Source organism: Brevibacterium sp. ZH18 (assembly GCF_022748595.1).
In the GTDB taxonomy this organism is placed as follows: Bacteria; Actinomycetota; Actinomycetes; order Actinomycetales; family Brevibacteriaceae; genus Brevibacterium.
The window spans coordinates 15,325-36,582 of the sequence record NZ_JALDSX010000034.1 but is presented as its reverse complement, the minus strand read 5'-3'; the positions used below and the strand labels follow the sequence as shown (position 1 = coordinate 36,582).

The window sequence follows — 21,258 nt, the reverse complement described above, 5'->3', positions numbered from 1 at the left end:
CAGGGTTGGGGCACCGCAGTGCGTTGGCGGCCTGAAGCTGGGCTGGTTGAGGCCACAGCTGCTGTCAGTGCTCAGGGCTACAGTGAGTACACGAGCACCACTTGCCCAGGCACTGAGAGGGACGACCATGTCAGAGTCAGCCGAAGCAGCAGCAGAGCCATCACCAGAGCCATCACCAGAGCCATCATCACCAGAGACATCGACAGAGTCGGCAGCTGAGACTGCAGTTGAAGCCCGTCCGCCTTTCCCGCCGTTCACCGAAGAGATCGCCGCACAGAAAGTGCAGGGCGCCGAGGATGCGTGGAACACCCGTGATCCGCACAAGGTCGCTCTGGCCTACACACCCGACTCGGTGTGGCGCAACCGCGATGAGTTCGTGACTGGCCGGGACGATATCGTCGCCTTCCTGACCCGCAAGTGGGAACGCGAACTCGACTACGCCCTGCGCAAAAGCCTGTGGTCGTTCACCGACGACCGCATCGCCGTGCGCTTCCAATACGAATGGCACGACGCTGACGGCCAGTCGTGGCGCAGCTACGGCAATGAGCTGTGGGAGTTCACCGAGACCGGTCTCATGGCACGCCGGGAGGCGAGCATCAACGATGTCCCCATCGCCGAGGCGGACCGTCGAATCCGTGGACCTCGCCCTCCCGAAGAGCGCGCAGTCGACTTCGACCTGCGCTGACGGTCGTCTGACACCCGAGTGGAAGTTGACCGTTTCGGCAATGATTTCTTCATATGCCCCGTGATCAGCAGAATTGATGTGGCGAGATGAGTTCGAGAAGCTAAGGTGAAACGCTATGGGATTCAATCCACTGAAGAAGAACCAAGGCCTTGATAGAGTCCGCAGGATTGCGCCGCTGGTCGCAGCCGGTGCCGCCGCGATGATTCCGGCCACCATCGGGGCCTCGATGGTCGTTGACCTGCTGCAGAAGCGTGACCGCGAGCAGAGAGAGGCTCCACGTCCCGGCACCTTCCATGCGAGTGTCGAAGGCTCCGATCTGAGCATCTTCACCGATGGCGAGACCTTGTACGAGGACATGCTCGACGAGATCGGCTCCGCAACCGAGTCGATCCAGATGGAGACCTTCATCTGGAAGAACGACGAGATGGGGCAGAAATTCATCGACGCGTTCAACGCTGCAGCGCAGCGCGGCGTCGACATCCACCTCATCTACGACGGGTTTGCCAACCTGACCATCTCGCGCTCGTTCTACGCGCAGCTGGATGATCGCATCAAGGTTCTGCGCCTACCGACCGTGGCCAGGAAATTCTGGAAGGGCCCACTGCGCTATTCCGGGTTCAATCACTCGAAGATCCTCGTCATCGACAGCGATGTGGCCTACGTCGGCGGCTTCAACATCGGTTCGCTCTATGCCCGCCATTGGCGAGACACCCACCTCAAGGCGTCCGGGCCCGGCACGTGGGGACTGCGCCAGTCCATCTCGCAGGTATGGAACGAATACCACGATGACGATGAGCAGATACCGTGGGTCGCACCCACCACGTGGGAGTCGAAGATCCGGGTCTCGGCGAATCAGCCGATCCAGCTGGTGTATCCGATCCGGTCCATGTACCTCAACGCCTTCGAGCGTGCACAGGATCGCATCTGGCTGACGACCCCGTATTTCATCCCTGACCAGCAGCTGCTCAAATCACTCATCGAAGCGGCCGAGCGCGGCGTCGATGTCAGGGTCATGGTGCCGCAGGAATCCAACCACATCCTCGGCGATTCTCTGTCCCGGGGTTTCTTCGAACAGATGGTGCGCTCGAAGGTCACCGTGCTTCTGTACACGGCGTCGATGATCCACGCCAAGATCGCCACGGTCGATGGGACCTGGTCGACGGTGGGCACTGCGAACATCGACCGTCTGTCCCTGACCTTCAATTACGAGACCAACGTCGAGGTCATCGACAGCGACTTCGCCGCCGAGATGGAGAAGACCTTCCTCGCCGACGCCGAGCACTGCCAGGAACTCGGACCCGATTGGCTGGACCGTCATCAGCTGACCCAAGCCGCCGAATGGGTGCTGCGACCAATGCGTCCGTTCCTCTGACGAGGTCCTGGATCTCACTCTGGGCGCCCTGACTGTTGACAGTCCGCAGTCTCTCGTGTGCTGCTCCTCGTCGAGCCTGTCGAGATCATCGCCGACGCCTGCTTTGAAACCAGCTGATGCCGGCCATGAAACCAGTGCATCCCCCTGGTGAAACCACGGTGAAGTCGCATGCGTCAACACTGGGGTCATGCAGAACACACGAACAAACGCACGGTCACAGACCGACCCCGCGGCCACCTCGGCGCGCGATGGGTCGGGCGGGAGGACTAGGATTTCGAGGAGCTGCGAACCCGCAAAGAAGAGGACATCAGAGTGACACGAACCCCAGCGACACCCATCCCGGCCACACCGGCCTCGTCGACATCAACCTCGAACGCGCTATCTCAGGCGCTCGTTGATCAGCTTGTCGCGTGGCGGCGGGACTTCCACCGATATGCGGAAACGGGATGGACGGAGTTCAGGACCACCTCGGCGATCATCAACGTCCTGCGCGACCTGGGGTGGGACACGGCGTTTGGGCCGAGGCTCCACGACGCGGACGCTCGGTTGGGCGTGCCCAGCGCCGAGGTGCTCGCGAGTGAGCGCGAACGTGCGGTGTCGCAGGGCGCGGATCCGGACCTCGTCGAGGCGATGGGGGATGGGTTCACCGGGGTCCTCGGCGTGCTCGAGACCGGGAAGCCCGGCCCAGTGGTGTGCTTCCGCTTCGATATCGACTCGAACGACCTTGTTGAACTGGCCGACGACACGCATCGCCCGTTCGCGTCGGGGTTCGCGTCGGTCAACGAAGGTGCGATGCACGGATGCGGTCACGACGGTCACGCGTCGATCGGCCTTGGCTTGGCCACGACCTTGGCAGAGCGACGGGACGAGCTGACGGGGACGGTGAAGATCATCTTCCAACCCGCCGAGGAGGGAGTGCGCGGGGCGCATTCGATCGTGGCCGCGGGATGGTTCGACGACGTCGACCTGTTCGTCGCGACGCACCTGATGGCCGATGGGGAGAAGGGTGCGATCGTCACCGGTGCGGACGGATACCTCGCGAGCACAAAGTTTGACGTCACGTTCACCGGGCTCGGATCGCATGCTGGAGGCGACCCGGAGAAGGGGAAGAACGCGTTGCTGGCGGCAGCCTCAGCGGCGTTGAACCTGCACGCGATCCCGCGGCACTCCGAGGGTGCGAGCCGGATCAACGTGGGTACGTTCCATGCCGGCGAGGGACGCAATGTCGTGCCGCGCACGGCGACGATCAAGGTTGAGACGCGGGGTCTGAACAGCGAGATCAATGACTTTATGTTCGCTCGGGCGCAGGACGTGGTGTCCGGTGCCGCACGGATGTATGACGTCGACCATGAGCTCACGGTCGTGGGCAAGGCCGACCGGGAGGACCCGAGCCCCGAGCTGCTGCCGTACATTCGGGAGAGCTTCTCAGGAGTGTCCGGGGTGTCGGAGATCGGCGATACGAGCGGAATCGGCGGTTCCGAGGACGCGACGGCGATGATGAAGCGGGTGAAGGAGCGCGGGGGACTGGCCACGTACGTTCAGATCGGCATGGCCACCTCGTGGGGCCACCACACCGAGCGCTTCGACGTCGACGAGGACATGCTCGCGGTCGGTGTTGAAGCCGAGACGAAGACTGCGCTGGGCGCGGTGGAGTTCCTGGCGGGATTGGGGCGGTAGAGGTGAAAGAAATGAGATAGCGCCCCGTCACAGCCCTGAACCGAACGCATGCTGATGCGTCGTCACGGTTGCGACGGGGCGCTGGGTGGGAGCGGAAAGCCGAAGCTGGGACGATCATAGAATTCCGAGCCTCAGCCAACATCGAGACCCGGAAACCTCAGTCGTCGAAGAGGATTACTTGGCGGACCGCTTCGCCCTTGGCGAGCTTGTCGAGGGCCTCGTTGATGTCGTCGAGTCTGATCCGACCGGAAATAAGCTCATCGACAGGCAGGGTTCCCTCTCTCCACAGCTTCTCGTAGACCGGGATGTCTCGTGAGGGCACCGCAGAGCCGAGGTATGAGCCGACTATCGTGCGCGCTTCGGCCGTGATGGTCAAGGGCGGGATGCTTGATCGCGCGTCCGGGGATGGGAGTCCGATCGTAACGGTCCGTCCGCCTGGGGCAGTAGCGGCGAATGCCGTCTCGAAGGCTTTTGGATGCCCCGCGGCTTCGATGACGACGGGTGCTCTGACCCCGTTCTCCTCCAAATCAGCCGGCGAATAGACTTCGTCCGCGCCGAGCTCGGTTGCACGTTCGAGTTTTTCCGGGTTGGCGTCGACCCCGATGACTTTGCCCTTCTTCAGCGACAGGGCCGTGATCAGCGCGGCCATGCCGACGCCTCCGAGACCAACGATCATGATCGTTTCGCCATCCTTGGGCTGACCTGCATTGAGAACCGCTCCTCCACCGGTCAGCACCGCGCAGCCGAGAACTGCTGCGATCTCCGGAGGCACATCATTGCCAACCGGAACGACTGAGGTGCGATTGAGAACTGCGTGAGTAGCAAAACCTGAGACCCCGACATGGTGAAAGATTTCGCCGGTGTCATCATGGAGGCGAATGTGCTCCCCAACCAGATGGCCTGAGTTGTTCACGGCAGTTCCCGGTGTGCACGGCAGCTTGCCATCGGTCTGGCAGTTCTCGCACTCTCCGCATCTCGGAAGAAAGACTGTGCTTACCTGCTGTCCAACGTCGAGGTCGGTGATGTTCTCGCCGACTTTCTCGACAATGCCCGCAGATTCGTGGCCGAGCAACATCGGAGTCGGGCGAGGTCGATTGCCATCGACGACGGACAGATCTGAGTGGCAGAGCCCCGCGGCACGGATCTTGATGAGGACTTCGTCAGGGCCCGGCTCGTCGAGTTCGATGTCGCGTATCTCCAAGGGACGCGACTGAGCATACGGTCCCTCTGCGCCGATTCGGTTCAATACTGCACCCTGAATTTTCATGTGTGACTCCTTTGTCCATGTCAGCAGTTCCATTCGTGTCGAGCAGCTTCGACTGCGCCGACTCGTCAACAGATCATTGTCGACGCTTCACCAGGTTTGAAGCTGAGCTCCTCACCGCGATGCGGCCTGATTCCAAACCTGAATGAGATTGGATTCTGTCTCATCACGTTTGGAAAAATATTTGCCTGTTCATGATCCCCTACGCTTCGATCATAGATGTATGCAGGGAGAAGTTGCAATAGGTTGATCGAATTGATCGGCTATTGACTTTCCTGAATCCTAGAATATATTTGGTTTTACCTGCGGTTCATCCCAGTTCAACAGGTTGCAAGAACACCCGTCCGTGGATCGAAGGAGATTCGAATGGCACCGGAAATGAAAGTTCATGTACTGGAAAGCGGAACTATGGAGGCCGATCTGACTTGGCTTCTGCTGGCACCTGGAAGAGTGATCAAGCCCAGAGTGGAGAAGGATGCACCCAGGGCTTGGGGCAAGGTCCCCACACACGCTGTCCTCATCGATCATCCTGAAGGCAGAATTCTGTGGGACACAGGAGTTCCCCGAGACTGGCAGACCCGGTGGGAACCGACCGGCTTTGATCAATTCTTCCCTGTTCTGGACGCTACCGAAGGTGATTCGGGATACCTGGACGCAAGCCTCAGGCAGATGGAACTGACTCCCGACGACATCGACATCCTTGTGCTCTCCCATCTGCACTTCGACCATGCGGCCAATGCGAAGATGTTCGACAACGGCAAGACCAAGATCATGACCAGCCAAGCTGAGCTTGACGGTGTCGCTTCGATCGCCGGGTACAGTCAGGGCGCTCACATCCCCGATGACTTCAAAGGCCTCGACATGGCAGGGATCAAAGGCGACGACGAGATCGTGCCGGGTGTCAGCGTGATCCAGACTCCGGGCCATACCTGGGGCACCATGTCGCTCAAGGTCGATCTGCCCAACGAGGGTCCCAAGATCTTCACATCCGATGCCGTGTATCTCGAGGATTCCTACGGACCGCCGGCGATCGGCGCAGCCATTGTCTGGAACAACCTCGCCTGGCTCGACTCGGTCGAGAAGCTGCGGAAGATCCAGCAGGAGACCGGTGCTGAGATGATCTTCGGTCATGACGAGGAGCAGGCCAAGACACTCAAATTCGCTCCAGATGGTTTCTACTCATGATCATCTATGACTTCAAATGCGATGAGGGTCACCGATTCGAAGCTGTCGTCGACTCGATGACGTCGCCGAATCCGGACTGCAAAGCGTGCGGCAGCGGGAGCCGGAGAGTGCCATCACGAGTGAAGATCGGCAACTCTGCATCGGCTGGAACCAGCCGCGACGAAATGCCGCGAAGCTGGACAGGCATTTCCGGAGGACATCCGGAAGCCGTGTCCCACTGGCGGAAGAAGATGGAGTCGAGGGAGAAGCTCGAGGAGAAGTACCCCGAGCTGGGAGGCGATCGTCGGCCGATCCTCGCCCACGAGGGAATTTTCAACGGTCGCCCACTGAGGGCCGGCGACGACATCGGGGCTGCGGTCAAAGACGCTGCTCAAGCAGCGACCTCAGTCACCGGCTCAGCTCACTCTCACGCTCACCCAGCAACGAAGACGAAAGTACATTGATATGGGATCGACCACAGGAATGATGACCGTACTCGAAGCAGTCGACAACTTGGGGCTACGCGAATACCAAGTGCCGGAGCCTGTCGAAGGCGGGATGGTTCTCAAGATGATCAGGGCGAATGTGTGCGGTTCTGACGTCCACATCAGGCATGGCAATCACCCGTTGGTCAGAGAAGGCTGCGCGATGGGCCATGAAGGTGTGGGGCAGGTCGAGAAGCTCTCGTCCAGTGTCACAAGCGACTGGGCAGGGGAGCCGTTGAAGGTCGGCGACCGTGTCGTCGCGACGTACTTCCAGGCCTGCTACCGTTGCCCAGAATGCAACAACGGTCATCCGAACATCTGTCGCAATGCCTACACCGGGTGGTCGACCCCTGCAGAAGACGCCCAGCATTTCTACGGGACGTTCGCGACCCACTACTCTGTGGGGTCTCATCAGGCGGTCTACAAAGTTCCCGATTCGGTCAGCAGCAAAGCGGTCTCCTCGGCGAACTGTGCTCTGTCCCAGGTCTATTACGGATGCCTCTTGGGTGAGGTGTCGTACGGCGACAAAGTCGTCATCCTAGGTGCCGGTGGTTTGGGAGTGTGCGCATCTGCGGTGGCATCGAGCAAAGGTGCCGAGGTGTTTGTTGCCGAGATGGTTCCCGGCAGGCTCGCCAAGGCGAAGGAATTCGGAGCGCACCACGCGATAGATCTCAGTGCAGCTGACGACGGCGCTGGACGGGTCGAACTCGTCCGTGAAGCCACGGGCGGCGGAGCGGACGTCGTCATCGATCTCACAGGGGTGCCCGACGCCTTCTCCGAATCTGCACGGATCGCCAGAAGTGGTGGAATCGTCGTCGAGATCGGCAACATCTCGCCGAACAAGTACACCCAGTTTGATCCGGGCCTGTTCACACGCACCGGTGTTCAGATTCGCGCGGCGATCCGCTATCCCGTCGAAGTTCTAGGCAGAGCAGTCAAGTTCATCGAATCGACTCCACAGTTCCCCTGGGAATCGTTGGTCGACAAAGACTTCAGTTTCGACCAGGTGAGTGAGGCAGTTGCAGCTGCCGAAGCGAAACAGGTCACCCGAGCAGGAATCGTCCTCTGATCGAAGAAGTCAGCTGAGGATCGTCGCAGCGAATCAACACGCGGTGACTGTACCGCGCAAAGCGGCAGCCGCACATTTCCACGCGATACCCGCACCAGCAGATCAACGCAGCCGGCCCCGGGAACGATGTTCGTTCCTGGGGCCGGCGCCAATCACACAGAAAGTGCAGAAATGAAAACCACCAAGGCATTCATCGACGGTGTTTCAGCAACAGCTGCGGAGACCTACGAGAATATCGACCCGGCAACCGGAGAATGCATCGGCACCGTCATGCGTAGCGGAAAAGACACGGTCGACGCTGCCGTTGAAGCGGCTCGTCGTGCTCAGGCATCATGGTCACGGACGAAGACCGAAGTGCGTGCGGACCTCATGCACGCATTCGCAGATCTGATCCTCTCCCACGTTGAAGAACTTGCGAAGCTGGAGACTGAGGATACGGGGAAGCCGCTGACTCAGGCGAGGACAGACGCTGAGGTCACTGCACGCTATTTCAAGTTCTACGGTCGGACGATCGAGGCCTATTACGGCGATTATCTTCCTGTCGATGACGGCTTTCATGCCTTCAGTCGACGCCAGCCACTGGGCGTCTGCGGCAGCATAGTGGCGTGGAACTACCCCATGCAGCTGTTCGGTCGTGCGGTTGCGCCGGCAGTCGTGACTGGAAATACCATCGTTCTCAAACCTGCCGATGAGACGCCGCGAACCGCGGTCCGTCTGGCTGAGCTGGCAACTGCTGCCGGCTTTCCGCCTGGGGTGATCAACATCGTTCCGGGTGTCGGCGCCGAGGCAGGACAGGCGTTGGCAGAGCATCCGGGGATCGATCACATCGGCTTTGTCGGGTCCAATCCGGTCGGAAGAATAATCGCTGTCAGTGCCGCGAACAACCTCATCCCGTCGACTCTCGAGCTGGGCGGAAAGTCTCCGCACATAGTCTTCCCCGACGCGGACCTGGACACAGTCGCAGGTTTCATCACGAAGGGCATTCTGCAGAATGCCGGTCAGACATGCTCGGCCGGTTCACGTCTGATCGTCCATTCGTCGATCGCTGAAGAGCTCAATGCAAAGCTTGCGAAGAAGTTCGAAGCCGTGAGCATCGGTTCCGGGATGCAAGATAAGGATCTCGGGCCGTTGGTGTCGCTGAAGCAGCAGAACCGGGTGAGGACCTTTGTCGAAGAGGCCGACGGCGAGATCATCGTCGGCGGGGGAGTTCCACAGAACTTGCCAGTCGGAGCCTATTTCAGTCCGACGATCATTGCCCGCGTGGATCCATCGTCGAAGATCGCCAATGAAGAGGTATTCGGGCCGGTACTCGTCACGATGGAATTCGATAGCGAGGACGAGGCTATCGAGATTGCGAATGGGACGGACTATGCGCTCATGGCTGCGGTGTGGACCAACGATGTCTCACGCGCGCATCGATTGGCGTTGAAGGTCGAAGCCGGACAGGTCTATGTCAATGCCTTCGGCGCCGGCGGAGGAGTGGAGTACCCGTTCGGCGGCTTCAAGAAGTCGGGGCATGGCCGTGAGAAGGGGTATGCGGCTCTGGACGGCTACACGGCCACGAAGACGGTGATCATGAAGTTGTAGACTGGTTCGGCGCGGTCTGAGATTACTCTGGACCGCCATTGCTGTTCGTGCCGGTGCACCGGGATTGACCCGGTGCCGTCGGAATCAACCCAGTATTGCCGGGATCAGAAATCTGTAGGGATCAGAATGCCGCTTATCTTCAACGACGATGACAAACTCGGGTCTTTGGCTTACGGGTCACGCACCAACTTTGTGGCCGCCGAGATTCGTGAGCTCGTCGTTGCCGGCATTCTGATCCCTCGCGAACCGCTGCGCATCGATGAAGTGGCCGAATTCTTCAAAGTCTCTGCGACACCGGTCAGAGAAGCACTGCATCTGCTTCACGCAGAAGGGCTCGTCGACCGTTCGGCAGGCAGCGGATTTCGGGTTCACCCGATGACAGGGCAAGACATCGAAGACATCTTTTTGGCACACTCTTTCGTCGCAGGCGAGCTGGCCGCTCGTGCGGTCCCGAACATCACTGCCGAGGATCTGAAAGAGCTGCGGGCCACCCATCACGACACTTTGGCGCTGATCGAACGTGACCAGCTTTACAGGCTCAACGAAGTGAACATGACTTTTCACCGGCGGATCAACAGGGCCGCGAACTCTCCGCGTTTGAAATGGCTGACTACCTTCTATCTGAAGTACATGCCGCAACGACGCTACGCACTCATCGGCCAGTGGCCCGAGATCACAAAAAATGGGCAGATGAACCTGATTGCTGCGCTGGAGCACTCCGATGTCGCCGCAGCCAGAGATGCCGCAGCGAACAATGTCAATATCGCGGGGCAAGCTCTTGCCACCCACTTCTCGGAAACGATCCGCGACTCGCAGCAGCAGGTTGCAGGCGAATCGAAAGGTGGGGCCGAAGGGTGAGGACCGAGCGTCGTTGAGTCATACTCATTCAGCTCAGCCAGGGCGTCATGAATGGCTGATGCGTGCGGCGTGACCGGTGGCGCGAGCCGAAGTGAAATCGGCATCCGATAAACTGCACGTGATGTCTAGAATTACATGCTCGGACCTGAGCTCGAAGGTCGTGACCGCTGAGCAGGCGGCTGTCCATATCAGCCACGGCGATCGCGTCGCCATGAGCGGATTCACCGGTTCGGGATACCCGAAGGCCGTGCCTGGCGCGGTGGCAGCGCAAGCTCGGGGCGAGCACGAGAACGGCCGTGACTTCACGATCGAACTCTGGACAGGGGCCTCAACCGCACCGGAGCTCGACGGAGTCCTCGCCGAAGCAGGAGCCGTGAGCAAGCGACTGCCGTTCCAGTCCGACCCCGCGATGCGGAAGTCGATCAATGCCGGCGACACCGAATACGTCGACACCCACCTCAGCCACTCGGCCCAGCAGGCGTGGTTTGGCTTCTACGGAAACCTCGACGTAGCCGTCGTCGAAGTCGCCGCGATCCTGCCCAACGGTCTGCTGGTTCCTGGCAGCTCGGTCGGCAACTCGAAGACCTGGCTGGACCTCGCCGACAAGGTCATCCTCGAGGTCAACTCCTGGCACCCGCGCACCTACGAAGGCTTCCACGACGTCTACTACGGCACTCGTCGCCCACCCGAGCGCCTGCCGATCCAGCTTCTTGAGCCGATGCAGCGCATCGGCGACCCGTACCTGCGGGTGGACCCGTCGAAGGTCGTCGCCATCGTCGAGACGAATGCTCCCGATCGGAACCTGCCGTTCAAGCCCGCCGACGAGGATTCGAAGGCCATTGCCTCCCACCTCGTCGATTTCCTGCGCCACGAGATCAGCGTCGACCGTCTGCCGCCGGAACTGCTGCCGCTGCAGTCGGGCGTCGGCAATGTCGCGAACGCCGTCATGGGCAACTTGGCTGACAGCGAGTTCGAGGGCCTGACCGCCTACACCGAGGTCATCCAGGACGGGATGCTCGACCTCATCGACAACGGCAAGCTCGCTTCCGTCTCGGCCACGGCTTTCTCCCTCTCGGCCGAGCGAGCCGCCGACTTCAACGAGAACATCGAGTCGTACAAGGGTCGGATTCTTCTGCGCACGCAGGAGATGTCGAACCATCCGGAAGCCATCCGCCGCCTCGGCGTCATTGCGATCAACGGAATGGTCGAGGCCGACATCTACGGCAACGTGAACTCCACCCACGTGATGGGGTCGTCGATCATCAACGGCATCGGCGGGTCCGGCGATTTCGCCCGCAATGCGTACCTCAACTTCTTCGTCTCCAACTCGCTGGCCAAGGATGGAGCGATCTCCTCGGTCGTACCCTTCGCCAGCCACTTCGACCACACTGAGCACGACACGCATATCCTCGTCACCGAACAGGGGCTGGCTGATCTGCGTGGGCTCTCACCTGTTGCACGGGCACGCAAGATCATCGCGAACTGCGCGCACCCGAGCTACCGGGACCGCCTCGGCGACTATCTGGATCGGGCGATCGCGGCCAACCCGGACGGACGGCACACGCCGCACCTGCTGGGCGAGGCTCTGTCCTGGCATGGGAACTTCCAGACCACCGGGAGTATGTAGCGTCAGCACGGACAGGCTTCACACCAGAGGTGGCTCAGCTTTCGTCGATGCCGCACCACTCGGCGATGAAGAGCGCCATGGATTTAGTGCACTTGCGCACTGAGTCGATGCTCACCCGTTCGTCGAAACCGTGGATGTTCTCCGAGACAGGACCGTAGACCAGCGTCGGCATCTGACCGTAGTTGACGAAGACTCGACCGTCGAGATAACCGGGAGTGGTGAAGCTGGTGAGCTCCGCGTCGAAGGCATCCCGGTGGGTTTGTTCGAGCAGTGCTTCGGCATCGCTGCCGGGCTCGAGGACGTAGCCGTCGGCGTAGAAGCCGTTGGGAGTCAGCACAGTTTCGAAGGTCGGGTGTGAACTCGCTCCAGCGTCGGTCACGCACTTCTCGACCTCGGCCCAGGCATCGTCGGCGTTTGTGCCCGGGTAGGTGGCGACGCGGACCTGGAGTTCGCACCATGCGGGCACGCTCGAGGGCCAGTCACCGCCACGGATCTCACCGAAGTTGAAATTGATGGGGTGGTCGAGGTCCTCGAAGTATGGGTGCTCGCCCTTTCTGTCGTTCCATGTCTGTTCGAGCACGCGCAGGGCCTGCATCACTTCAAACGCGGCATCGATGGCGTTGAAACCGTTGGCCATCTCTCGTGGGTGCGTCGGATTGCCGCTGACCCGGACCGTGAACCACAGAACACCCACATTGGCTCTGACCAGGGCATCTTCCTCAGGTTCCGAGATGATGACCGCGTCTGCGGTATAGCCGCGCAGCAGGGCGGCCAAGGACCCGTTTCCGGTGCATTCCTCTTCGACGACGGATTGGAGGTGGACACGACCGGTGAGGTCGAAGCCGGCATGGCGGATGGCATCGAAGGCGAACAGATTGGCGATGAGTCCGGCCTTCATATCACCGGCACCGCGGCCGTACATCCACCCGTCTGCCACCTCGGCGTCCCAGGGAGAACGAGACCATTTGTCCTCCGGTCCCTGCGGGACTACATCGATGTGGCCGTTGAGGATGAGGGACTTCCCGAGGTCCTGAGCCGGCTGGTAGGTGCCGACGATATTGGTCATTCCTGTGTAGTCGACGGTAGACGGCCCGAAGCCAGGGTGTGCCTTCAGCTCGGGGGAGTCGATGGCCCACCGGTCGATGTCGAGACCGAGGCTCTGCAGATGGGATTCGATGAGATCCTGTGCGGGTTCTTCATGTTCACGTCTGGAGGGTGAGTTCACCAGCTCGGCGGTCGCCGCCAGCTGGTCATCGAAACGGGCATCGACTGCTGCGAGGATTCTGTGTTTGGCGTCGTTGGTGATCATCGGTGACTCCTCAAATGCGGGGGACGGGCACAGCCAGCGGGCGTGGGCACAGCCAGCGGGCATGGGCCAGCGCGTGAATTCGGTGTGCAGGCCCGGTGGGCGGTGCCCGTTGTTCTGGTTACGGGTGCTGTTTCGAGACTAGGGGAGTGCGGACCGGAGGTCAGTGGATGGATGTCACGACTTTGCGAAGCCGGGTGTGCAGATGAACCTTTGGGCCCCTCAGCTACCTTGTGTCACGATCAGGGCGATCGCTGCATCACGGGGGATGGTCACGTCCAAACCGGTGATCTCGTGGAATGACTGCAGGCGTTTGAACACAGTGTTCCTATGGACAAAGAGCGAGTCGGCTGCCTCTTGAACAGAACCGTTTTCCAGGTAAGCGGCGATGGTTGTGGCCAGTCGGTCTAGCTTCTCATTGCGATTCTCACCAGCCGGGGTTGCAAAGTCACCGAGCAGTTCATGCTCGAAGCCGCTGATGTGCGATTGAACCGCGGTTCGTGCAAGGGCGGCGAATCCTTCCTTCACGCTGACTGCAGGCTTGCCCGGATGAAGCTCGCCGAGGTGTTTGGCCAGTGCCGCTGCCCGCGGCACCTGCCCCATTCCTTCGATCTTTGAGATGTATCCGCCTGTGAGGCCGGGCAGTTCATCGACCAAGTTGATCAGTTTGCGCCGGTGACGGAACAGATAGGTCACCTGTTCGTCTTCGTAGGAATGCGCTTCGAGCGCAGAGAATTTCTGCCCCAGTTCATCGGTCACGACATTGGTGGGCAGTGCAATGAGCTCGAATTCGCCGGTGTGCCCCATCCCCAACACCGTGGCGATGGCACTCACCTCGTTCTCGTCAGCATGACCGGAGAACAGTTTCGTCAGGGCACGTTCGCGGGCGGTTCTGCGCGAACGTGCCATTTCCTCTGTCTCGTTGAGAAACGACCGCTGCACCTCGGTCGCGTAGCGTTCCACCACGTCGAGAACGCGTTCTCCATTGTCCATGAGCACACCGGTGAGATCGGGCTGCGCGGCCCGATGGAGTGCTCGCCATAGGACCCGAAAATTGATGCGTACAGCCTCCGTGAAGTGATCGATTCGCAGACCCTGCCGGGCTCGTCGTCGTCCCAAAGCTTCCGGAAGTTCACGATCTTCGGCTATGTGCTCCACCGCGGAGAGTCGACGGAGGAAGAGGTCGAATACCTGCTCGGCGGTTCCGGTGAGGTCGGACTTTGGCACACGGCCGTTGGTGTAGCCCTCATGTTCAGCGAGTTCGACGAAGAAGTCATCGAGAAGCTGCGGGGTGTCTCGCCGTACTCGTTCGAGGAGCTCGTGCCACAGCGGATCGGTCATACTGCATTGTTGCACCCTAGGGGCTTCAGCGAGGTGAGTTGATTGGACCGGCGAGACGCACGGACCAGAGAGCGACATCCCGGCCCGTCAGCGCAATCGGCTGGTCAATGCAACCGAATGGAAAGTGCAGTCAGCTAGTCAGCTGCTCAGCATACGCAGCGGGTCAGCATGCGCGGCGGACCAAGTAATTCACTTCATCAGGATGGTCGGCACCGCCGCGACCACCCAGGCCAGCCCGGGACCGATGAGGCACATGAGGCCGGCGTAGCCGATCATCTGCTTGTAATAGCGATCACGGATCGTCGAGTGCACATTCGCCAGCAGCATCGCACCGTTGGTCGAGAACGGGCTGATGTCGACGATAGTCGCCGCGATCGCCAGTGCTGCGACGAACCCGCCCACATGCACATCACCGGACTCGAGGAACGGTACGGCCAGGGCGATGACGACGCCGATGATCGCCAACGATGAGGCCAGCGCAGAGATGAGGCCCGACATGTAGAACAGCAGGAGCGCGGCCAACAGCGGGATGCCGATGGCCGAGATTCCTGCCGAGACCCATTCGACGGTGCCCGCCTCTTGGAGGACTGCAATGTAGGTGAGCACGCCGGTGATGAGGATGACGACCGACCACGACACCTTGGTCATGGCGGCTTTGCCTGCCGCAGGATTGATGAAGGCGAGGATGATCGAGATCGTAATCGTCACGAACCCGACGTCCCATCCGAAGATGAGTACGGACAGGGCCATTGCGATGAGCCCGATGAGCGTCGGGACCTGACTGCGGGTCAGCGTAGTGCCCGTGGAATTGTGCGTGGGTGACTTCGCGGTCAGGAGACTGCGTGCAGCGTCGGTGCCGGGTCCGGGGGTGACCGATGCGGCGTTCTTGGCGGATAGGGGCCCGTCGGATTCGGCGGGCAGCTGATCGTCCGCCTCGGCGCGCAATCCCGGTCGCCGACGGAGGAGGAAGTACACGACGAGGGCGAAGATGAGGTTGAAGATCAGGGGTGCCAGGAACAGGGACACCGGGGTCGGGGTCAGCCCGTTCTTGGCGAGGTAGTCGTTGATGAAGATGCCATAGACGCTGATGGGGGAGAAGGCGCCGGCAAGTGCGCCATGGACGACGAGGAGGCCAACCATGAACTGATTGATCCGATGCTTGCGCGCGAATGACAATGCCAGTGGGGCGATGATGGCTACGGCGAAGAGAGCGCCGAGGGAGATCAAAATCGCGGTGAGGGCGAAGAAGATCCACGGCATGAGCGCAGTTCGGCCGCCGACGAGCTTGACACACCAATTGACGATGACCTCGATGACGCCGTTGTTCTGAGCGAAGCCGAACAGATAGGTCAGGCCCACCAGCGCGAGGAATAGGTCGACAGGAAAGCCAGCCAGGAATTCTTCCGGTGCCTGATGGAGGACGAGACCGCCGACTCCTGCCGCCGCAACGAAGCCCAGCAAGCCCATGTTGATGTCACGCCAGGTGCCGATGACGAACATCAGCCCGAGGACGATCACGCAGATCAGTTCCGCACTCATCGGAGCAGAGCCTCCTTCACCTTCACAATTTCGTTCGCCAGTGCGCGATTACTGCGGGGCCGCAGATGAAACTGCACATCTAAAACCTCACGTCACGCGCCCTTCAACCTAAGCGAAATCTCATTTGCTGACAGAGCTATCTCGCCATGCAGTCAGTGTCGGGACCGTTTCGGCTGGTTGGCCGCTGAAGCATCCGCAATGGATAGGGCTATCGAAAATAGCTCCACTGCGGACAGTGCGTTGGGTCACCAAATCATTAGAGTTTCACTCAGTCTCATTGGCGCCGCTGCCGACTGCGGTGCTGCACAGAACCGACATTGCATAGAACCAGTGCTGCATAGAACCAGTGCTGCATAGAACCAGTGCTGCACAGAACCAGTGCTGCACAGAACCAGTGCTGCACAGAACCAGTGCTGCACAGAACCGACACTGCATAGAACCAGCGCTGCACAGAACCAGTGCTGCTGCCGACGCTGCCTGTCACCACCTGCGACGATTGAAGTTGAGGACCCCATGCCCAGTGATGTGATCAAGCCCGGCCACGCCGAGGTGCTTCGCGCTGCCGATGCCATCGTCGATGCCTTCTCGAATACGGACACCGAACGCTACTTCGCTGGCTTCTCGCCCGATGCTTCGTTCATCTTCCATCCCGAGGATCGACGCCTGAATTCCCGCGCGGAATACGAGGAGCTCTGGAACTCCTGGGTCGCCGACGGCTGGGCAGTCGCGTCGTGCACCTCCTCAGATCGGCTCGTCCAGACCTTTCCCGGCGGTGCGGTCTTCTCGCACACGGTCGATACGTCCGTGACGACGCCGGACGGCGGGGAATCGTATAGGGAACGTGAGAGCATCATCTTCCGCCACCTCGGCGAGGGTGAGCTCATCGCCATCCACGAACACCTGTCGACTGTCCCGGATCCGACTGTCCCGGATCCGGCGGACGCCGATGCCACGGCAACGACCGCCTCGGCGGGTGCCGGTGACGTTGATCCTTCGAACCCCGCCGCCGAGGTGGTCGCACCGTGAACTGGTACCGCAGCCTCGAAGCGCGACTGGAGTCTGGTAGCGACGATTCCGGCGTCGTCCGCGGTCACCTGGGCACGCGCCGGATGTTCATGATCTGGCTGGCCGCGAACCTCGTCGTGACCACCATGCTCACGGGCACGCTATTCGTCCCCGGGATCGATTTCGCAACCGCGATCGCAGTCATCATCGTGGGCACGATCATCGGCACGATCGTGCTGACGCTCATCGGCAACATCGGCACCCGCACGGGGTTGGCGACGATGGCGATCACCAGGGGAGCGTTCGGCGCCAAGGGCAGCTTTCTGCCGGTCGCGGCCAACGTCATCATCCTCATGGGGTGGAGCTGGGTGCAGGCCATGCTCGCTGGCATCAGCGTCAACTTCGTCGTCGCGCAGACGACTGGGTTCTCCAACCCGATTCTCTTCTCCGTCCTTTGCCAGGCGCTCGTCGTGGGCTTGGCGATCCTTGGTCACGAGGGCATCGAGAAGGCCGAGCCCTGGTTCGCGCTCCTCATCCTCCTCGTAATGGCCTACGTCTTCGTCATCGCCTTCGCAGGGCACGCGCCGCACGAGTACACGGCAATCCAGCGTGATCCGAGCCTCGAATTCACCCCCGTCCTCGCGCTCGACATCGTCATCTCCACGGCGATCTCATGGACTGTGCTGTCCGGCGACCTCAACCGACTGGCCAAGAGCCAGAAGTCAGGCATCATCGGCTCCGGACTCGGCTATATCACCTCGACCGTGCTGGCGATGATCCTCGGGTTGACCGCCTTCAGCTTCATTCTCATCGACGGCACTGACACGGCGTCCTTCGACCCGACTGTCCTCGCCAAGGAGTTCGGATGGGCGCTGGCCATCGTCATCTTCCTCTCCGTCATGGCGACGAACACGATGGTCGTCTACGGAATGGTCAACTCGGTCATCGGCGCCCAGAGCCGAATGCGGCTGAAATTCCTGCCCGTGGCACTGGTGCTGGGAGGCGTTTCGATCATCGGCTCGACGTGGCTGGCGCTGCTCGATCAGTACACCGATTTCCTCACGATGATCGGCGCCTTCTTCGTGCCCGTCTTCGCGATCCTCATCGTCGACTACTACATCATCAAGCGCCGCACCTACACGCGCGACATCCTGCGCGACCGCGGTGGCATCTACGCCTATACCCACGGAATCAACTGGGCGGCTGTGGGCGTGTGGATCGTCGGCGCGCTCGTGTCCTACCTGCTCACATACGCGTATCCGAGCCCCGTCGGCGCCACGATCCCGTCGTTCGTCGTATCGTTCCTGCTGTACCTGGGTCTGTCGTGGCGGTCGCATTCTCGATTCGCGAAAGCGAAGGGCGGACACCTCGCCGAGGCGGTTCCCGAGTAGTCCTGTGAGTAGTGCGCCGAGCGCCGAGCTCACAGCTCACAGCGCCGCGGGTCGAGCTCGCTGCTTACGGCTCGACGGTTCGGCCAGATTGGGGTGTCAGTGGTGAATGCGGTCATAGGAGACAGGAAGAGCGACTAAGGAACGGATTGGCCTCAAACAGTTTTGAGAATTTCATAGAAGACTCTATACAAACACTGTTCGAATAAACTACGATTAAAGAACTAGCACATTCGTTTATATTTCGACCCATACTTCCCCGACGATGATGTACGAGGCAGGTGAAATACGATGAAGAGCAGCACTGCACCTCAGGACGAGCGGCGCACCGGTAAGCCCAATGGGCAGTCGGCCTCTGCAGAGTCCGTTACCTGCGCTGCCGGGAGTGACTCCACGGCCGCGGATGGTGGCGCCAGTCCTGCGGCCAGCTCTTCGTCCCGTCACACAGCGCGGTTCGAATCCAGTGTCACACGTCTCGCCGACGCGGTCGAGAAGTCGGACAAGGCGCAATTGGAAGTTCTCGAACTCAGTGCTGGAGTCATGCTGGAACATGTCATTCAGAATCATGGCACGGAGGTTCCTGAAGGTGATGATCCGTATACGTTTGCCACGGTTGCCGGCTCGGTTGCACGGGTCGACAGCTCATTCTGCGAGAATGCAGCCGGTCATACAGACTCAGATGAGAACATCATCTTCGGCTTCACTTATAGCGACACTGGCGATGACGGTGGGCTGAATCCGGAGGACTGGGAAGTCCCCGAAGAATGGAAGTCGTATACCGATATCGTGCTGGTCCCGAGGACCACGACAACATTGGTGAAATATGACGCCGAGTTCGCCAAGAGCGTTCTGTCTGTCAAGGTCGACCGTGTACCGGAACCCCCGCTGTTTCCTGGTTTCGAACTAGAGACTGATTTCTTTCAGTGGGTCCATGACAATGTTTTCACCGAAGATGTTGTTGAGACGTCCACGATCTTTGGGACGACAACGCCGCGCACATATCGACGCCTCACCACTGCGATGACTGCGATCCACGGACTTCCCCGATTTACAGATCGGGTCCGAGACGGAGAATTTACATACGCGCATCTGGAAGTCGCTGCGGACCTATGCCAGACGGTTGCCTTTCGATTCATGCCGAAACTGGACGAATACCTCTCGCTGAGGAGAGCCGACGTTACGTGTGAGACATTGCGAACCGCGTTGCGAAAGAAGATTCAGCTGCTCCAACCCGAGGAGGATCGGGCTGAAGTTGCAGCAAAGCGGCGCCGAGTCGAGGTGGACACCTTCAAGAACGGTTCTGCTTGCCTGTCTGTGACGGGTCCTGCGGCTGAGATTCATGCTGCTTTTCAGCGAATTCAGGCAATGGCTCGCGCTGTCTACGCGGGGCAGGCGAATACATTCAACCTGGCTCCCGGAGTCGAGATCGTTGACGAACGCAGCATCAGCGCGCTTATGTGCGACATCCTTCTGCGACCACAGCCCAAACTGAGCGTCAAAGTCAAAGTGACCGACCCAGTTACTGGGATGCAGTCAACTAGGGAGAGTTCTCTGCTCGACGAGGAAGGGAACCTGCTATTCGACTCTGATGCCCAGGGTGTAAGTGGGCTTGTCGACTGTGGGAACGAAACAGTGCCACCGGCGACGGACAATGCGTTTTCGTCGGGTGCCCTTCCAGAGACCGTATCTCCTGAGTACGACGTGGTCATCGCCATGCCGACTGACCAGTGGTGGCTCGCAAACCAAGCGGCGGTTGTTGCCACAGTTCCATTTCTGACACTCACCGGTGATTCGGAATTGCCTGGCACAGTGGGCGATGGATCACCGATCCCAGCCGAGACTGCTCGACGGATCGCGGCCGGATCGAAGACATTGACACGGATCCTGACCGATCCGGCGACCGGAACTCCAGTTGATGCGAAGGCCACGACGTACACGATTCCGAAGAGCGTTCGAAAGACGCTCATCGCACAATGGGCGATCTGCACTGTACCCGGTTGCACCCGATCAGCTGAGAAGTCGGAAATCGACCATGTTGAGCCATTCTTCCATCTGGATCCGCTTAAGGGCGGTCTGACAAGGTTCGGCAATCTTCATCCGCTGTGCAAGAAACACCATGCCGTGAAGACTGCCCGAAACTACACGGTCCGCATGCCAGAATCCGGGTTGGTCGAGTACGAGTTCACTCATGGAGTGAGTACCACGGTGCATGTGCCGGACCAACCGATCAACGTAGAGCAAGCACTCGAATTCCACGCGTTGTTCGGAATCGGACTCAAGAGATGGCGGATACCGAAGGAAGATGTTCCGCCGCCGAAATATGTTTTGGAACTCATGCCCGGCGAAACCACTATTCGAGCACGTGATGAAGCGATACGGCGTGAAGAGGAAGCCGCAGCCGAGAAGCGTCGACTGCAGGAGAACTATGAGCGCGGTCGAGTGGCACGGCGAAAGCTGATGATCGCACGAATGTTGGACTGGGGGAGTGCTGTGTTCCAGCCATGCCTGCCAGCGGGATCGGATTCGGTCACGATGAAACGTCTGCCGCGCGGCAGAAGGACAGACCGATACGGCGGACACACTAGGAGAAGGAATCGTCCGGGCCAACCATCGAAACTCGTCTTCGTGTTCACCGACAGGAAGAAGCAGAAGGTCCGGAGCAAGGTGAAATGGGAACACGATCTGGCCGTTGACCCTCCGCCGTTCTGACCCACCACGATGAGACCAAGGCATTCAGGCCAGATTCGGTGATGTGCATAGATGCTCCATCTTCGGCTGTTCAACAGCTCGGGCATATACCGCAGGTCTGCACGTAAGCTCGGGGCCACCTCGACGGCCATAGTTTTAGATGATTCCAGCGTTGAGCGTTGTGGACGGTCTCCGACCGCCTG

Annotated in this window: 16 protein-coding genes; 12 read left to right on the top strand and 4 right to left on the bottom strand. The window is 60.2% G+C overall.

Going from position 1 to position 21,258, the window contains the following annotated elements; genetic code table 11:
* Positions 1–127: 127 nt before the first annotated feature.
* The 3 genes from MPN20_RS12265 to MPN20_RS12255 all read left to right on the top strand — a co-directional run bounded on the left by MPN20_RS12265 (position 128) and on the right by MPN20_RS12255 (position 3,734).
* Positions 128–685: a nuclear transport factor 2 family protein gene (locus tag MPN20_RS12265; RefSeq protein ID WP_242782562.1), complete on the top strand. Its 558-nt coding sequence runs from the start codon at positions 128–130 to the stop codon at positions 683–685.
* 115 nt (positions 686–800) lie between these two features.
* Positions 801–2,057, top strand: coding sequence for a phospholipase D-like domain-containing protein (locus MPN20_RS12260; protein WP_242782560.1), 1,257 nt, complete (start codon positions 801–803; stop codon positions 2,055–2,057).
* A gap of 312 nt (positions 2,058–2,369) precedes the next feature.
* The gene (locus MPN20_RS12255; protein ID WP_242782558.1) at positions 2,370–3,734 is read left to right on the top strand and encodes an amidohydrolase; all 1,365 of its coding nucleotides are present in this window, start codon (positions 2,370–2,372) and stop codon (positions 3,732–3,734) included.
* Positions 3,735–3,891: 157 nt separating this feature from the next.
* On the opposite strand, the gene MPN20_RS12250 is transcribed toward MPN20_RS12255, so the two are convergent.
* A complete protein-coding gene (locus MPN20_RS12250; RefSeq protein ID WP_242782556.1) occupies positions 3,892–5,001 on the bottom strand; it encodes an alcohol dehydrogenase catalytic domain-containing protein in 1,110 nt (369 codons plus the stop codon).
* A 363-nt stretch (positions 5,002–5,364) separates the two neighbouring features.
* Here MPN20_RS12250 and MPN20_RS12245 point away from each other — a divergent pair, with 363 nt between their 5' ends.
* From MPN20_RS12245 to MPN20_RS12220, 6 genes are all read left to right on the top strand, one after another.
* Entirely contained in the window at positions 5,365–6,183 is an 819-nt protein-coding gene (locus MPN20_RS12245) for an N-acyl homoserine lactonase family protein (RefSeq protein ID WP_347566829.1), read from the top strand.
* Positions 6,180–6,626, top strand: coding sequence for a zinc ribbon domain-containing protein (locus MPN20_RS12240; RefSeq protein WP_242782554.1), 447 nt, complete (start codon positions 6,180–6,182; stop codon positions 6,624–6,626). Before MPN20_RS12245 ends, MPN20_RS12240 begins: the two co-directional genes overlap by 4 nt.
* A gap of 1 nt (position 6,627) precedes the next feature.
* On the top strand, positions 6,628–7,716 hold the full coding sequence (locus MPN20_RS12235; RefSeq protein ID WP_242782552.1) for an alcohol dehydrogenase catalytic domain-containing protein: 1,089 nt from the start codon (positions 6,628–6,630) through the stop codon (positions 7,714–7,716).
* A gap of 171 nt (positions 7,717–7,887) precedes the next feature.
* The gene (locus tag MPN20_RS12230; RefSeq protein WP_242782551.1) at positions 7,888–9,303 is read left to right on the top strand and encodes an aldehyde dehydrogenase family protein; all 1,416 of its coding nucleotides are present in this window, start codon (positions 7,888–7,890) and stop codon (positions 9,301–9,303) included.
* Between the two features lie 126 nt (positions 9,304–9,429).
* Positions 9,430–10,161: a GntR family transcriptional regulator gene (locus tag MPN20_RS12225; RefSeq protein WP_242782550.1), complete on the top strand. Its 732-nt coding sequence runs from the start codon at positions 9,430–9,432 to the stop codon at positions 10,159–10,161.
* 121 nt (positions 10,162–10,282) lie between these two features.
* A complete protein-coding gene (locus MPN20_RS12220; protein ID WP_242782549.1) occupies positions 10,283–11,788 on the top strand; it encodes an acetyl-CoA hydrolase/transferase family protein in 1,506 nt (501 codons plus the stop codon).
* A 34-nt stretch (positions 11,789–11,822) separates the two neighbouring features.
* On the opposite strand, the gene MPN20_RS12215 is transcribed toward MPN20_RS12220, so the two are convergent.
* The 3 genes from MPN20_RS12215 to MPN20_RS12205 form a co-directional block, all read right to left on the bottom strand.
* Positions 11,823–13,097, bottom strand: a complete 1,275-nt coding sequence (locus tag MPN20_RS12215; protein WP_242782548.1) for an ArgE/DapE family deacylase — start codon at positions 13,095–13,097, stop codon at positions 11,823–11,825.
* Between the two features lie 219 nt (positions 13,098–13,316).
* Positions 13,317–14,435 carry a PucR family transcriptional regulator gene (locus MPN20_RS12210; RefSeq protein ID WP_242782547.1) on the bottom strand — a complete coding sequence of 373 codons (1,119 nt, stop codon included), beginning with the start codon at positions 14,433–14,435 and terminating at the stop codon, positions 13,317–13,319.
* Between the two features lie 189 nt (positions 14,436–14,624).
* The gene (locus MPN20_RS12205; RefSeq protein WP_242782546.1) at positions 14,625–15,974 is read right to left on the bottom strand and encodes an SLC13 family permease; all 1,350 of its coding nucleotides are present in this window, start codon (positions 15,972–15,974) and stop codon (positions 14,625–14,627) included.
* A 513-nt stretch (positions 15,975–16,487) separates the two neighbouring features.
* Between MPN20_RS12205 and MPN20_RS12200 the strand changes: the two genes are divergently transcribed.
* From MPN20_RS12200 to MPN20_RS12190, 3 genes are all read left to right on the top strand, one after another.
* Positions 16,488–17,000 carry a nuclear transport factor 2 family protein gene (locus MPN20_RS12200; protein ID WP_242782545.1) on the top strand — a complete coding sequence of 171 codons (513 nt, stop codon included), beginning with the start codon at positions 16,488–16,490 and terminating at the stop codon, positions 16,998–17,000.
* Positions 16,997–18,370 carry a cytosine permease gene (locus MPN20_RS12195; protein WP_242782543.1) on the top strand — a complete coding sequence of 458 codons (1,374 nt, stop codon included), beginning with the start codon at positions 16,997–16,999 and terminating at the stop codon, positions 18,368–18,370. The genes MPN20_RS12200 and MPN20_RS12195 overlap by 4 nt, the downstream gene beginning before the upstream one ends.
* Before the next feature lie 288 nt (positions 18,371–18,658).
* Complete coding sequence (locus tag MPN20_RS12190; RefSeq protein WP_242782541.1) at positions 18,659–21,076, top strand: HNH endonuclease signature motif containing protein; 2,418 nt, start codon at positions 18,659–18,661, stop codon at positions 21,074–21,076.
* Positions 21,077–21,258 lie beyond the last annotated feature (182 nt).